The organism is Enterobacter cloacae complex sp. P43RS, from assembly GCF_014930585.1.
Lineage (GTDB): Bacteria > Pseudomonadota > Gammaproteobacteria > Enterobacterales > Enterobacteriaceae > Enterobacter > Enterobacter bugandensis.
This window is the reverse complement of the sequence record NZ_JADBRJ010000008.1, coordinates 85,019-98,774: the sequence shown is the minus strand read 5'-3', so window position 1 is coordinate 98,774 and position 13,756 is coordinate 85,019. Positions and strand designations below refer to the sequence as shown.

Here is a 13,756-nt window from a genome sequence, read left to right as displayed (position 1 = left end):
CCCGCCTTTATTTCGTAAGACAGGACACACTCATGGCATATACCACCTTTTCACAGACGAAAAACGACCAGCTCAAAGAGCCAATGTTCTTCGGCCAGCCGGTCAACGTGGCACGCTACGATCAGCAAAAATATGACATCTTCGAAAAGCTGATTGAAAAGCAACTCTCCTTCTTCTGGCGTCCGGAAGAAGTTGACGTTTCCCGCGACCGTATTGATTACCAGTCGCTGCCGGATCACGAAAAGCATATTTTCATCAGCAATCTGAAGTACCAGACGCTGCTGGACTCCATTCAGGGCCGTAGCCCGAACGTGGCGCTGTTGCCGCTGATCTCGATTCCTGAGCTGGAAACCTGGGTGGAAACCTGGGCGTTCTCCGAGACGATCCACTCCCGCTCTTATACCCACATCATCCGCAACATCGTGAACGATCCGGCGGTGGTGTTTGACGATATCGTCACTAACGAGCAGATCCAGAAGCGCGCGGAAGGCATTGCGCACTACTACGACGAGCTGATCGAGATGACCAGCTACTGGCATCTGCTGGGCGAAGGCACCCACAGCGTGAACGGCAAAACCGTTACCGTGAACCTGCGCGCGCTGAAAAAGCAGCTGTACCTCTGCCTGATGAGCGTTAACGCCCTGGAAGCGATCCGCTTCTACGTGAGCTTCGCCTGCTCCTTCGCCTTTGCCGAGCGCAAGCTGATGGAAGGCAACGCCAAAATCATCCGTCTGATCGCTCGTGACGAAGCCCTGCACCTGACCGGCACCCAGCACATGCTGAACCTGCTGCGCAGCGGTACGGACGACCCGGAGATGGCGGAAATCGCTGAAGAGTGCAAGCAGGAGTGCTACGACCTGTTCGTGCTGGCGGCTCAGCAGGAGAAAGAGTGGGCAGACTACCTGTTCCGCGACGGTTCCATGATTGGTCTGAACAAAGATATTCTGTGCCAGTACGTGGAGTACATCACCAACATCCGCATGCAGGCGGTTGGTCTGGACCTGCCGTTCCAGACGCGCTCTAACCCGATTCCGTGGATCAACACCTGGCTGGTATCCGATAACGTGCAGGTTGCGCCGCAGGAAGTGGAAGTTAGCTCTTATCTGGTCGGTCAGATTGATTCTGAAGTCAACACCGACGACCTGAGCGACTTCCAGCTCTGATGACGCGTGTAACGCTGAGCCTTTCTGGCACCGAAGTGCTGTGCCAGGAAGAGCACCCTTCCCTGCTGGTGGCGCTTGAAGCGCATCAGGTGGAGGTAGAGTACCAGTGTCGTGAAGGCTATTGCGGCTCCTGCCGCTGCCGTCTGGTCGCAGGCCAGGTGGACTGGCTGACCGAACCGCTGGCCTTTATCAGTGAAGGGGAAATTTTGCCCTGCTGCTGCCGGGCAAAAGGCGATATTGAGATCGAGATGTAAAAAAGGGCCTTACGGCCCTTTTTCTATTTTAAGAACGTCACCGCTTTATCCGGGAAATCCGTAAACAGCCCGTCCACGTCCGCCTGCTTATACAACACCTCGTAAAGCTGATTCACATCGGTGGCATATGGCGGCAGCTGGTCGGCACGCACCGTGTACGGATGCACCTGCATCTTGCTGGCGTGCGCCTCTTTCACCATCGCCGTCAGCTTCACGTGGCCAGGCGTTGAGCCTTCCGCCACCAGCATGTGATAATCCGGCCCGATGCCGTCAGCGTACTGCGCAATCTGCTTCATCGCGCCCGGCTTGAACATCCAGTCGTAGCTGTAGTTCACCCACTTCCCGTCCGGCTGTTTCTCCTGGGTTTCGTTCCAGTCGGTGTAGGCAATCAGCTGCACCAGATTGAGATCCATCCCCATCTTCGGCTCCAGCTCGGTTTTGATGCGCTTCAGCTCGGCGGCGTCAAAACACTGCAGGTAAACTTTGTCCTTCTTGCTGGTGTAGCCGTACTGTTTCAGCACCTCCAGCGTCTTCGCGGCAATGTCCTTCCCTTCCTGATGGTGGAACCACGGCGCTTTGATTTCCGGGTAGATACCGATATTTTTACCGGTCGAGTGGTTCAGCCCCTGAACAAACTCAATCTCTTCCTGGAAGGTATGGATCCGGAAGTCAGATTTGCCCATCGGGAAGCGTCCCGGGTAGACCTGCACCTTCTTGCCGTTTTCAATCTCAAAGCCTTCGGTAAACTTCAGAGAGCGAATTTCATCCAGGGTAAAGTCGATGGCGTAGTAACGACCGTCTTTGCGCGCGCGGTCCGGGAAACGCTCCGCCACGTCCGTGACGCGGTCAAGATAGTGGTCATGCAGGACGACCAGCTGGTCGTCCTTCGTCATCACCAGATCCTGCTCCAGATAATCCGCGCCCTGGGCATAGGCCATCGCTTTCGCCGGCAGCGTATGCTCCGGCAGATAGCCGCTGGCACCGCGGTGGGCGATAACGATTTTATCCGCCGCCAGGGCAGAGCCTGTCATCAGGCCTGCCAGCAGCAGGCCGGTGGTTAATGGAGTTAATTTCATCGCAATGCTCCTTACTGACGACGCGCCAGCACTTCCGCGTGGTGACGTTTCTCGCCGATCATCACAACAACCAGCAGCAGAACCGCCAGCACGCTGCCGCCGATCATCACCATAAAGCCGCCGTCCCAGCCGAAGAAGTCAACGGTGTAGCCCACGATAGCGCTCGCCGCGACGGAACCGCCGAGGTAGCCAAACAGACCGGTAAAGCCTGCCGCCGTGCCCGCCGCTTTTTTCGGCGCCAGCTCAAGCGCGTGCAGACCGATCAGCATCACCGGGCCGTAAATCAGGAAGCCGATAACGATCATACAGGCCATGTCTACTGATGGGTTACCCGGCGGGTTAAGCCAGTAAACGACAGTCGCGATGGTCACCAGGGTCATAAAGAACACGCCCGTTGCGCCGCGGTTGCCTTTAAACACTTTGTCCGACATCCAGCCGCAAATCAGCGTGCCCGGGATCCCGGCATATTCATACAGGAAGTACGCCCAGGAGGATTTATCCAGCGCGAAGTGCTTCACCTCTTTCAGGTAGGTCGGGGACCAGTCGAGGATGCCGTAGCGCAGCAGGTATACGAACACGTTCGCCACCGCGATGTACCACAGCAGCTTGTTCGGCAGCACGTACTTCATGAAGATCTGTTTCGCGGTCAGCTCTTCTTCGTGCTTCTCGCTGTAGTCATCCGGATAGTCGTTTTTGTACTCTTCGATTGGCGGCAGCCCGCAGGACTGCGGCGTGTCGCGCATCAGGGCGAAGGCAATAATCGCCACCAGAATAGCACCAAAGGCAGGCATGTAGAGCGCCGCGTGCCAGTCGTTGAACCAGGCCATCCCCAGCAGGAACAGCAGAGGTGGAAGCCCGCCCCCGACGTTATGCGCGCAGTTCCACACCGACACAATGCCGCCACGCTCCTTCTGCGACCACCAGTGCACCATGGTACGTCCGCACGGCGGCCACCCCATCCCCTGGAACCAGCCGCAGAGGAACAGCAGCACGAACATGATGGCAATGCTGGACGTCGCCCACGGCACAAAGCCCATGAACAGCATGACCGCTGCCGCGAGGATCAGACCGGCGGGCAGGAACACGCGCGGATTCGAACGGTCCGACACGGAACCCATGATGAATTTAGAAAAACCGTAGGCGATGGAGATCCCCGACAGCGCGAAGCCCAGGTCGCCGCGAGAGAAGCCCTGCTCCACCAGATACGGCATGGCGAGCGCAAAGTTTTTACGTACAAGATAGTACGCCGCATACCCGAAGAAGATCCCGAGGAAGATTTGCCAACGCAGACGGCGGTAGAGAGGATCGATCTCTGCCTCTGGCAGTCGCGCCCGATGCGGCGCAGGTTTGAAGATACTGAGCATAACAGCCTCCGTGGCCTTTCAAAAAATGACCAGGCATCTCGCGCCCGGTTACAGAGGCGGGGATGTTAAAAAAACATGCGGTTTGTTACTGTGAATCAACGCACAGATTGTTACAGAAATATGACAGAATGCGCAAAAAAGCGCATGAAATCACGTTTCAGTTTCGAATTTCGCGCGTTTATGTTCGAAATCAAACAAACCACACGTTCTATGTGGCTAAATGCTAAAAAACGAACATAGAGGAAAGGCAATGACAATTCACGATCCACGCTACAGCGATGTGATTATCATTGGCGGTGGCGCAACCGGCGCCGGCATCGCACGCGACTGCGCCCTCCGCGGCTTAAGCGTCACGCTTCTGGAGCGCCACGATATTGCCACCGGCGCGACGGGGCGTAACCACGGCCTGCTGCACAGCGGCGCGCGGTATGCGGTCACCGACGGTGAATCCGCGCGCGAATGTATCGCTGAAAACCAGATCCTCAAGCGTATCGCCCGACACTGCATAGAGCCGACCGACGGCCTCTTTATTACCCTTCCCGAAGATGACCTCGCCTTTCAATCAACCTTCATAACCGCCTGTACTGCAGCGGGCATTCAGGCTGAGGCCATGGATCCGGCGCTGGCCCGGCGGCTGGAGCCGTCGGTGAACCCGACGCTGATCGGCGCGGTGAAGGTGCCTGACGGCACCGTCGATCCGTTCCGCCTGACCGCCGCCAACATGCTGGACGCCCGCGAGCATGGCGCGCGCATTCTGACCGGACATGAAGTGACCGGGCTTATCCGCGAGGGTCATCGCATCTGCGGCGTGCGGGTGTTTGATACGCAGTACAACGAGCACAGCGAGCTGCACGCCGCCGTGGTGGTCAACGCGGCGGGGATCTGGGGCCAGCGCATCGCGGAATACGCCGATTTATCCATCCGCATGTTCCCGGCCAAAGGTTCGCTGCTGATCCTTGACCACCGCATCAATAACCACGTCATCAACCGCTGCCGCAAACCGTCTGACGCCGACATTCTGGTACCGGGCGACACCATTTCGCTCATCGGTACGACGTCAACGCACGTTGACTACAGCGACATTGACGTCAACCGGGTCACCGCCGAAGAAGTGGATATTCTGCTGCGCGAAGGGGAAAAGCTGGCGCCGGTGATGGCGCAGACGCGTATTCTGCGCGCCTACGCGGGCGTGCGTCCCCTTGTCGCCAGCGATAACGATCCGAGCGGACGTAACGTCAGCCGGGGCATCGTGCTGCTCGATCACGCCGAGCGCGACGGCATGGACGGGTTTATCACCATTACCGGCGGCAAGCTGATGACCTACCGGCTGATGGCCGAGTGGGCGACCGATGCCGTGTGCCGCAAGCTCGGAAATACCGAACCGTGCGTTACCGCAGAACAGCCGTTGCCGGGATCGCGCCAGTCTACCGAAAAAACGCTGCAAAAAATCATCTCCCTGCCCGCGCCGCTGCGCGGTTCGGCCATCTACCGCCACGGCGACAGGACGCCGCAGTGGCTCGGTGAAGGACGACTGAGCCGCAGCCTGGTGTGCGAGTGCGAAGCCGTTACCGCAGGCGAAGTGCAGTACGCGGTAGAGAACCTGACGGTCAACAGCCTGTTGGATCTCCGCCGCCGCACCCGCGTCGGAATGGGGACCTGTCAGGGCGAGCTGTGCGCCTGCCGTGCCGCCGGGCTGCTGCAGCGTTTTCATACCACCACCGCCACCCAGTCGCTCGATCAGCTCAGCGCGTTTTTGAACGAGCGCTGGAAAGGCATTCAGCCTGTCGCCTGGGGCGATGCTCTGCGCGAAAGCGAATTTACCCGCTGGGTCTATCAGGGGCTTTGCGGCCTGGAGAAGGAGCAACACGATGAAATTTGATACCGTAATCGTCGGCGGCGGGCTGGCAGGCTTGCTCTGCGGCATCAAACTCACGAAGCAGGGGCTGCGCTGCGCCATTATCACCCGTGGCCAGAGCGCCCTGCACTTCTCGTCGGGATCGCTGGATCTGGTGGACGAAGCGTACCGCGACAGGCTGCCGCCGGAGCACCCCTATAACCTGGTTGGCGCGCAGCATATTGACCGCTTTGCGCTGGAAGCCGAAGCGCTGCTGGCGGGCTGCGGCGCGCGTCTGAAGGGAAGCGCCAGGCAAAATCACCAGCGCATCACGCCGCTCGGCACCCTGCGCTCCGCGTGGCTCAGCCCGGAGGAAGTCCCCGTGGCCCCCGTCAGCGCGGGACGAGTGCGGGTGGTGGGTATTAGCGGCTTTCTGGATTTTCAACCCCATCTCGCGGCGGCCTCGCTCTGTCGCCAGGGCATCAACGCCGACACGGCAGAAATAGAGCTGCCCGAGCTGGATATCCTGCGCGATAACCCGAGCGAGTTTCGCGCGGTGAATATCGCCCGTTTTCTGGATAACGAGGACAAATGGCCGCTGCTGTATGACGCGCTCAGGCCGCTCGGTGAAACCTGCGAAGCCCTGTTAATGCCCTCCTGCTTTGGTTTAAACGACAACCGGCTCTGGCGCTGGCTCTCGGATCGTCTGCCCTGCACGCTCGGTTTACTGCCGACGCTTCCCCCTTCCGTACCCGGCATTCGTCTGCACACCCAGCTTCAGCGCCAGTTTGTTGCGCAGGGCGGCATATGGATGGCGGGTGACGAGGTGAAAAAAATCACCCTGACCGACGGCGCGGTGAACGAAATCTGGACGCGCAACCACGAGGATATTCCGCTTCGCGCCCGCTATACGGTGCTGGCGAGCGGGAGCTTCTTCAGCAACGGGCTGCTGAGCAGCCGGGAGGGCATCCGGGAAGCAATTATGGGGCTGGATGTGCGGCAAACCGCTTCCCGCGCGGACTGGTATCAGTGTGATTTCTTCACGCCGCAGCCCTGGCAGCAGTTTGGCGTAATTGTCGATAACCGGCTACATCCGCAGCTTTCCGGTATGCCCGTCGGTAATCTTTTTGCCATCGGCTCGCTGCTGGGCGGATACGATCCGATCTCCCAGGGATGCGGCGGCGGGGTTTGCGCCGTCACGGCGCTGTATGTAGCCGAGCAGATTATCCAGCGCGTGGAGGCTGAACAATGAACGACACCCGTTTCGAAAGCTGCATTAAATGCACGGTCTGTACCACCGTCTGCCCGGTCAGCGGCGTAAACCCGCGCTACCCTGGGCCAAAGCAGGCCGGGCCGGACGGCGAGCGCCTGCGCCTGAAGGACGGCAGGCTGTACGACGAGGCGCTGAAATACTGCATCAACTGCAAGCGCTGCGAGGTCGCCTGCCCGTCGGACGTGAAAATCGGCGACATCATCCAGCGCGCCCGGGCGCGCTACAGCACGCAAAAGCCGTCACTGCGCGATGCGATCCTGAGCCATACCGATCTGATGGGCAGCGTCTCCACGCCGTTTGCCCCGCTGGTGAATGCCGCAACCTCACTCAAGCCGGTGCGTCAGCTGCTGGATGCCACGCTTAAAATAGACCATCACCGCAGCCTGCCAAAATATTCTCACGGCACCTTCCGTCGCTGGTATAAAACCGTCGCGGAGCAGCAGGCGCAGTACGACGATCGGGTAGCCTTTTTCCACGGCTGCTATGTGAACTACAACCACCCGCAGCTGGGAAAAGACCTGCTGAAGGTGCTGAACGCCATGGGAACCGGCGTACAGCTGCTTAGCAAAGAGAAGTGCTGCGGCGTGCCGCTGATTGCCAACGGGTTTACCGATAAAGCGCGCAGGCAGGCCAAAAGCAACGTCACCTCCCTGCGCGAAGCGATTGTCGATAAAGGCATGCCGGTGCTGGCGACGTCGTCCACCTGCACCTTCACCCTGCGCGATGAGTATCCGCACCTGCTGGACGTGGACAACACCGGCCTGCGAGAGCACATCGAGCTGGCGACGCGCTTCCTCTGGCGCAAGCTGGACAGCGGAAAGACGTTGCCGCTGGGAACATTGCCGCTGAAGGTGGTCTATCACACCCCGTGTCATATGGAGAAAATGGGCTGGTCGCTTTATACGCTGGAGCTGCTGCGGTTAATTCCGGGGCTGGAGCTGACGGTGCTGGATTCGCGCTGCTGCGGCATCGCAGGCACCTACGGCTTTAAGCGTGAAAACTACGAAACCTCGCAGGCAATTGGCGCCCCGCTGTTCCGCCAGATTGAAGAGAGCGGCGCGGATATCGTGGTGACGGACTGCGAAACCTGTAAATGGCAGATTGAGATGTCCACCAGCAAGCGCTGCGAACATCCGATTACCCTGCTGGCGAAAGCACTGGGCTGAACGTTGCCGGGGCGAAAGGCCCCGGCACAGGCATTACTCAACGAACAGCGACTCGACAACGTTAATCCAGCCGTGCTCGCTGGCGACCTCTTTGCCGTTGAGCCAGCGGCGCAGCATATTCAGCGCCATCATGGCGCACACCTCCTGACGCACCGCCAGGCTGTGGCGGGTGATGCTCATTTTTACCCGCAGCGCCCAGGTGCCTTCCGGCGTCGCCAGCGCGAAGTTGAGGTAATCCTCATCCAGCCCGCCGACAAAAAGCGCCAGACCGGCAAAATGCTTCACCCTTCTTTCGGAAGCCCAGCGGGCGGTTTGCGCCAGGGTCTCCTGCTGAAACGGCACCACTTCGCTGGCGAGCAGCGGCGCGTTGACGCGCGACAATTGCAGCGCCAGCAGGCCACCGGTGAACTGCTCGCTTAAGGTCACGCTGAGCTGGCGAGTCTGCAGATGTTTTGCAATCTGCTCAGGCAACCCTTCCGTCCCTTCAAAAATCAGGCTTTCGCCCGCCACGCGCTGCACCTCAGGCCACAGGGCCAGCATCGCCTCTTTCTGCGTGGCCGGTCCTGTTAATTTGAGTTCAATGATCGGCATAGAGGAGCGATAGCCCATGGAGACGCCCGGCGGCAGCGGAAGGTGGTCAAGGCTCTGGGCCAGATCGCTTTCCGAGCGGCCAAAGGTGGTCAGGCGCAGGCACAGCGGAGGTTCAGGCAGAGTAAAACGCTGGCGAAGGCGCGGCAGGATCTGCTGCTCGACCATTACCTTAAATTCGGAGGGCACGCCCGGCGTGAAGAACATCAGGCAGCGGTTCAGCTGCATGGCAAACCCGCATGCGGTACCGACCGGGTTATCAACCAGCTCGGCGCTGGCGGGAATTTCAGCCTGCTTGCGGTTGCTGGGGGCCATGACGCGGCCACGTTCGGTGAAAAAGCGCTCCATCTGCGAAAGCCACGCCTCGTGCAGCACCAGTCCTTCGCCTTTTGCGGTCGCGGCGGCCAGCGCGCTGAGGTCGTCACCGGTGGGGCCGAGCCCGCCGTTCACGATCAGCACGTCGCACTGTTCACTGCGCTCGCGCAGAACAGCGACCAGTGACTCCAGATTGTCGCCCACGGTATTGCGGCGCGTTAACGGTAATCCTTGCTCAAAGAAAAGATCGGCAAGCCAGGCAGCATTGGTATCAATAATCTGTCCGTGCAGCACTTCGTCGCCGGTGGATAACATCTCCACGTTAATCATTGTGTTCTCCCGCTTATTTGGTCAAAACACTATAGCGCAAACGCGGGGTGGAGATGAGAGAAACTGGCGCGACGGAACGCCGCGCCGGAACGATTAGAAGCCTGCGCTCACGCCCACGTACGGGCCGTCAGCCAGCGCGTTATCGCGGTTGCCGTCTTTACCGGCCAGGTTCAGATAACGGTAGCCCGCTTCGATGGTAATCGGACGCATGATGGTCCAGCGCGCGCCGGCGTTAGCTTCTTCATAGCTGTCGATGCCGCTGGAGAGGGAATCCGGAGAGTAGTAGTACTCGCCAAACAGGCCGAAGCTGTCGCCAATTTTCCACTGCAGGCCGCCGCCCACTGCCGCTGCGTACCCTTCATCACCGTCATTTGGGTTGGTGTAGATACCTTTACCGCCAACGGTGGCCAGGAATGGGCCAAGAGGAATATTCAGACCGAGGCCGAGGCTTGCCGCGTCGCCGTCGTCATCGTTGTGCGTCCAGCCGCCGGTCATTGCCAGACCGGAGGTCTCAGTACCCATGCCAAAACCGAGGTGGGTATAGTCCTGACCCGCCGAACCATTAATGCTAATGGCGTTAGCCGCCGCAGATACAACCATCAGGCCGAGGCCCAGTAATGCCACTTTTTTCATTGTCGCGATCCTGCATAATTATAGAGAAGTCCCCAAAACCGCGAGATTTTAACCTGAGTCTGCGGGGGATCAAGCACTCTGCGTGCGGCGGACAGGAAGATTGTAACGATTTGAAACCCCCGGCTTTTTTACGTAAGCAGCAGAAAGCGCATTTTGACGCAAAGGCCACCCAGCGTTTCGCTGCGAGTCAGCTGTAAATGGCTGCGGTGCAGCCGGACGATATCCCCCGCCAGCGCCAGCCCAATCCCGGAACCGGCGGCGTTCCCGACGTTGTCCAGACGGTGGAAAGGCTGCATCGCCTGGTAGATCTGATCCTCTTCAATGCCGGGGCCGCTGTCCTCAACGCTCAGCTCAACGGCGCCGCCATCCACGCGCAGGAATACGGTCACGGTCCCGCCTGCAGGCGTATATTTAATCGCGTTCTCCAGCAGGTTGGCGCACAGCTCGCCCAGCAGAACGTCATCGCCTTCGATCGTGACCGGCTGCTGTACACCGTCATATCCTAAATCAATCGCCTTGCTCCGCGCCTGCGCCAGCCGGGAAAAGCAGCAGTTCTGCACCACCTGAACCAGATCCACAGGCGTAAAATGACGATCCCCCTGCTCTTTTCCCTTCACCGCTGAAAGCTGCAGCAGCCGCTCGGTGAGCACGATAGTGTCATCCAGGGTGACATTCATTGCCCGCAGGCTCTCCTGCCACAGGGCGGGATCCTGACGCGCGAGGGCGACGGAGACCTGGGTTTTAAGCACCGCCAGCGGCGTTTTGAGCTGGTGCGACGCATCCGCGTTAAAGCGTTCCTGACGCGAAAGCACGCCGCGCAGCCGGTCGATATAGCGGTTAAAGGCGACTATCAGCAGCCGGGTCTCCGACCAGGGCAGCAGCTCCGGCAGCGGTGCGAGCAGGCCCGGCTCGCGCCGCACCATCAGTGACGAAAGCTGGCGCATTGGGCGCAGCACGCGGCGCAGCAGCCATGCGGTCAGCACCAGCGTCAGCAGCACCAGCAGCCCCTGTGAAACCCAGGATGAAAAGAGCAGCTGGCTGGCGAGATAGCGGCGGGACTGGAGCGTCTCGGCGACGTAAATCTCCGCCATGCCAAAAACATTATCTTCATTGACGGGCTGCAGCAGGCGCGCCACCCGAATCGCCTGGCCGCGATATTCGGTGTGGTAAAACCAGGCCAGCGCCGGATAGAGCGTGGTGCGCGACGTCGCAGGCGGCATCTTCGGCAGATCGTCATAGCCGGAGATCACCCCTCCGTCGGGGTCGACCACCTTATAGTAGAGCCGGTCGTTCATGTTGAGCTCAAAGCTGTCGAGCACCACCCAGGGCACGTCCACCGCCAGCCTGCCGTTGCGCACCTCCAGCCGCTCGGAGATGGTGCGGGCAGAGGATAACAGCGTGCGATCGTAGGCCTGCGTGGCCGCCTGCAGAGCGCTAACGTAGCTGTTAAAGGCCGACAATCCCCACAGCAGCAGCAGCGGCAGACCCAGGAAAAGCAACAGTTGCAGATAGAGCGACTGCGGCTTAACCCACCTCATCGCCGCACTCCAGCACGTACCCAAGCCCCCGAAGGGTGGTTATCCGCACGCCGCTGCCGGTCAGCTTCTTACGCAGCCGGTGAATATAGAGATCGATGCTTTCAGGGCTGACGTCGTCGTTCAGGCTGAACACCTGGTCGAAAAGCTGCTGTCGTGAAACCGGACGGGTCCGGCGGTGCATCAGCACTTTCAGCAGAGAGAGCTCCCGCGGCGTCAGGGAAAGCGGTTCATCGCGCAGCAGGAAAAAGCCCTCGTCGTCATACTCCAGCTCCCCAAGGCGCTGGCGCTCCTGCGTTCGACCCTCGCTTCGGCGCAACAGGGCGCGCAGACGCGCGTCAAGCTCCTCCAGCTCAAAAGGTTTTGGCAGATAGTCATCTGCCCCGGCGTTCAGTCCCTTCACCCGATCCGCCACGTTGCTGCGGGCGGTAAGAAACAGCACCGGCAGCGTCTGCCCCCGTTTTCTGAGGCGGTGGACCACTTCCAGGCCGTCAAAACCGGGCATGCCGATGTCCAGAATAGCGACCGCGTAGTTTTCACCCTGCAGCAGATGGTCGGCGGCACGTCCGTCGGAGACGCAGTCCACGGCAAAGCCTTCCTGCACCAGCGCTTTCTCCAGCCAGTGAGCCAGCTCACGATTATCTTCTGCGAGTAAGAGACGCATGTCACATCCTGTAAAGTTGGTGTCCCGTTGAAAGGGAAATGAAAGGTTATTGTTTTAACAATCACGCAACGGAACCGCTACAAGGTGGTTCACATAATCAGAAAAAAAGACCCGTACCCCCGGCGTGAGGATAAACGATGAAAAAACAATTACTTTCTACCCTTGCTGCAAGCGTGTTGCTGTTGAGTACCTCTGTCGTTCAGGCCCAGGACGCTCCGTCCCGTACCGAATGTATCGCCCCGGCCAAACCGGGCGGCGGTTTCGATCTCACCTGCAAGCTTATTCAGGTCAGCCTGCTGGAGACGAAGGCCATTGAGAAACCGATGCGCGTCACCTACATGCCAGGCGGCGTGGGCGCGGTGGCCTATAACGCGATTGTCGCGCAACGTCCGGCGGAAGCGGGAACGGTGGTGGCCTTCTCCGGCGGCTCGCTGCTGAACCTGTCGCAGGGCAAGTTTGGCCGCTACGGTGTGGACGACGTGCGCTGGCTGGCGACCGTCGGCACCGACTACGGAATGATTGCCGTGCGTGCCGATTCCCCGTGGAATTCCCTGAAAGATCTGCTGACCGCTATGGAAAAAGATCCGAACAGCGTGGTGATTGGCGCAGGGGCGTCTATCGGCAGCCAGGACTGGATGAAAGCGGCCCTTCTCGCCCAGCAGGCGAAGGTTGACCCGCACAAGATGCGCTACGTGGCCTTTGAGGGTGGCGGCGAACCGGTCACTGCGCTGATGGGCAACCACGTTCAGGCCGTTTCCGGCGATCTCAGCGAGATGGTGCCGTACCTGAGCGGGGATAAAATCCGCGTGCTGGCGGTCTTCTCGGAAAACCGTCTGCCGGGCCAGCTGGCGAACGTCCCGACCGCCAAAGAGCAGGGTTATAACCTGGTCTGGCCGATCATCCGCGGCTTCTTCGTCGGGCCAAAAGTGACCGACGCCGAGTACCAGTGGTGGGTCGACGCGTTCAACAAACTCCAGCAGACGGAAGAATTTAAGAAACAGCGCGATCTGCGCGGACTGTTTGAGTTTAACCTGACCGGTAAGCCACTGGATGAGTACGTCAAAAAACAGGTGAATGACTACCGCGAACAGGCGAAAGCCTTTGGCCTGGCGAAATAACCGGAGGCGCTATGAGCGATCGTATTTTTGCCGGGATATGGCTGCTGCTCTGCGTAGGCGGGATGTTTGTCGCCTGGCAGATCCACAGCGAATACAGCTATGAACCCGTGGGACCCCGCCCTTTCCCGATGGGCATCGTCGGCCTGATGCTGCTCTGCTCGGTGGCGCTGCTGCTTCGCCACCCGGATACCGTCGAGTGGCCGCCGCGTCGCATTCTGCAGCGTCTGCTGGTGATGGTGATTGTCCTGCTGATGTATGCCTGGGGCTTTGAGTGGCTCGGCTTCCCGGTGGCGACCGCCATTCTGACGATGGTCATCGGCATGCTGTTTAACGCCACCCTCCCCGTGGCGGGGATCTCTGGCGTGGTGATGGGGATTTTACTGTGGTACGCCTTTGACCGCCTGCTGGACGTGACGTTACCGCTCGGCGCCTGGCTTAATTAA

At 59.7% G+C, this 13,756-nt stretch carries 13 protein-coding genes; 7 read left to right on the top strand and 6 right to left on the bottom strand.

Annotated elements, in window-relative coordinates; all coding sequences use genetic code 11:
- Positions 1-32: 32 nt before the first annotated feature.
- Together nrdB and yfaE are read left to right on the top strand one after the other, a co-directional pair.
- A complete protein-coding gene (gene nrdB / locus IM294_RS16835) occupies positions 33-1,163 on the top strand; it encodes a class Ia ribonucleoside-diphosphate reductase subunit beta (RefSeq protein WP_041908962.1) in 1,131 nt (376 codons plus the stop codon).
- Positions 1,163-1,417 (top strand): class I ribonucleotide reductase maintenance protein YfaE, encoded by a 255-nt coding sequence (gene yfaE, locus IM294_RS16830; RefSeq protein WP_010433414.1) that lies wholly within the window; start codon positions 1,163-1,165, stop codon positions 1,415-1,417. The genes nrdB and yfaE overlap by 1 nt, the downstream gene beginning before the upstream one ends.
- A gap of 23 nt (positions 1,418-1,440) precedes the next feature.
- Here yfaE and glpQ read toward each other — a convergent pair whose 3' ends face one another.
- Positions 1,441-2,493, bottom strand: a complete 1,053-nt coding sequence (gene glpQ, locus IM294_RS16825; RefSeq protein ID WP_041908960.1) for a glycerophosphodiester phosphodiesterase — start codon at positions 2,491-2,493, stop codon at positions 1,441-1,443.
- 11 nt (positions 2,494-2,504) lie between these two features.
- A complete protein-coding gene (glpT, locus tag IM294_RS16820; RefSeq protein WP_028013908.1) occupies positions 2,505-3,857 on the bottom strand; it encodes a glycerol-3-phosphate transporter in 1,353 nt (450 codons plus the stop codon).
- A 250-nt stretch (positions 3,858-4,107) separates the two neighbouring features.
- Here glpT and glpA point away from each other — a divergent pair, with 250 nt between their 5' ends.
- From glpA to glpC, 3 genes are read left to right on the top strand one after another with little or no spacing between them, the layout of a single operon-like run.
- Entirely contained in the window at positions 4,108-5,736 is a 1,629-nt protein-coding gene (glpA, locus tag IM294_RS16815) for an anaerobic glycerol-3-phosphate dehydrogenase subunit A (RefSeq protein ID WP_028013909.1), read from the top strand.
- Positions 5,726-6,943 (top strand): glycerol-3-phosphate dehydrogenase subunit GlpB, encoded by a 1,218-nt coding sequence (glpB, locus tag IM294_RS16810; protein ID WP_126818195.1) that lies wholly within the window; start codon positions 5,726-5,728, stop codon positions 6,941-6,943. Before glpA ends, glpB begins: the two co-directional genes overlap by 11 nt.
- Complete coding sequence (gene glpC / locus IM294_RS16805) at positions 6,940-8,130, top strand: anaerobic glycerol-3-phosphate dehydrogenase subunit GlpC (protein ID WP_126818194.1); 1,191 nt, start codon at positions 6,940-6,942, stop codon at positions 8,128-8,130. The genes glpB and glpC overlap by 4 nt, the downstream gene beginning before the upstream one ends.
- Positions 8,131-8,163: 33 nt before the next feature.
- On the opposite strand, the gene IM294_RS16800 is transcribed toward glpC, so the two are convergent.
- The 4 genes from IM294_RS16800 to tctD all read right to left on the bottom strand — a co-directional run bounded on the left by IM294_RS16800 (position 8,164) and on the right by tctD (position 12,195).
- Entirely contained in the window at positions 8,164-9,363 is a 1,200-nt protein-coding gene (locus IM294_RS16800; RefSeq protein WP_126818193.1) for a nicotinamide mononucleotide deamidase-related protein YfaY, read from the bottom strand.
- A 93-nt stretch (positions 9,364-9,456) separates the two neighbouring features.
- Positions 9,457-9,996, bottom strand: a complete 540-nt coding sequence (locus IM294_RS16795; RefSeq protein ID WP_047367983.1) for a YfaZ family outer membrane protein — start codon at positions 9,994-9,996, stop codon at positions 9,457-9,459.
- 128 nt (positions 9,997-10,124) lie between these two features.
- Positions 10,125-11,534 carry a sensor histidine kinase gene (locus IM294_RS16790; RefSeq protein WP_126818192.1) on the bottom strand — a complete coding sequence of 470 codons (1,410 nt, stop codon included), beginning with the start codon at positions 11,532-11,534 and terminating at the stop codon, positions 10,125-10,127.
- The gene (gene tctD, locus IM294_RS16785) at positions 11,521-12,195 is read right to left on the bottom strand and encodes a transcriptional regulator TctD (RefSeq protein WP_028013915.1); all 675 of its coding nucleotides are present in this window, start codon (positions 12,193-12,195) and stop codon (positions 11,521-11,523) included. Before tctD ends, IM294_RS16790 begins: the two co-directional genes overlap by 14 nt.
- A 137-nt stretch (positions 12,196-12,332) precedes the next feature.
- On the opposite strand from tctD, the gene IM294_RS16780 reads away from it, so the two are divergent.
- Both IM294_RS16780 and IM294_RS16775 read left to right on the top strand, forming a co-directional pair.
- Positions 12,333-13,313, top strand: coding sequence for a tripartite tricarboxylate transporter substrate binding protein (locus IM294_RS16780; RefSeq protein ID WP_126818191.1), 981 nt, complete (start codon positions 12,333-12,335; stop codon positions 13,311-13,313).
- Positions 13,314-13,324: 11 nt separating this feature from the next.
- Positions 13,325-13,756 (top strand): tripartite tricarboxylate transporter TctB family protein, encoded by a 432-nt coding sequence (locus IM294_RS16775; protein ID WP_126818190.1) that lies wholly within the window; start codon positions 13,325-13,327, stop codon positions 13,754-13,756.

Coding starts and splice junctions, on each gene's coding strand:
- nrdB (WP_041908962.1), top strand. CDS start 33: ATGGCATATACCACCTTTTCACAGACGAAAAACGACCAGCTCAAAGAG.
- yfaE (WP_010433414.1), top strand. CDS start 1,163: ATGACGCGTGTAACGCTGAGCCTTTCTGGCACCGAAGTGCTGTGCCAG.
- glpQ (WP_041908960.1), bottom strand. CDS start 2,493: ATGAAATTAACTCCATTAACCACCGGCCTGCTGCTGGCAGGCCTGATG.
- glpT (WP_028013908.1), bottom strand. CDS start 3,857: ATGCTCAGTATCTTCAAACCTGCGCCGCATCGGGCGCGACTGCCAGAG.
- glpA (WP_028013909.1), top strand. CDS start 4,108: ATGACAATTCACGATCCACGCTACAGCGATGTGATTATCATTGGCGGT.
- glpB (WP_126818195.1), top strand. CDS start 5,726: ATGAAATTTGATACCGTAATCGTCGGCGGCGGGCTGGCAGGCTTGCTC.
- glpC (WP_126818194.1), top strand. CDS start 6,940: ATGAACGACACCCGTTTCGAAAGCTGCATTAAATGCACGGTCTGTACC.
- IM294_RS16800 (WP_126818193.1), bottom strand. CDS start 9,363: ATGATTAACGTGGAGATGTTATCCACCGGCGACGAAGTGCTGCACGGA.
- IM294_RS16795 (WP_047367983.1), bottom strand. CDS start 9,996: ATGAAAAAAGTGGCATTACTGGGCCTCGGCCTGATGGTTGTATCTGCG.
- IM294_RS16790 (WP_126818192.1), bottom strand. CDS start 11,534: ATGAGGTGGGTTAAGCCGCAGTCGCTCTATCTGCAACTGTTGCTTTTC.
- tctD (WP_028013915.1), bottom strand. CDS start 12,195: ATGCGTCTCTTACTCGCAGAAGATAATCGTGAGCTGGCTCACTGGCTG.
- IM294_RS16780 (WP_126818191.1), top strand. CDS start 12,333: ATGAAAAAACAATTACTTTCTACCCTTGCTGCAAGCGTGTTGCTGTTG.
- IM294_RS16775 (WP_126818190.1), top strand. CDS start 13,325: ATGAGCGATCGTATTTTTGCCGGGATATGGCTGCTGCTCTGCGTAGGC.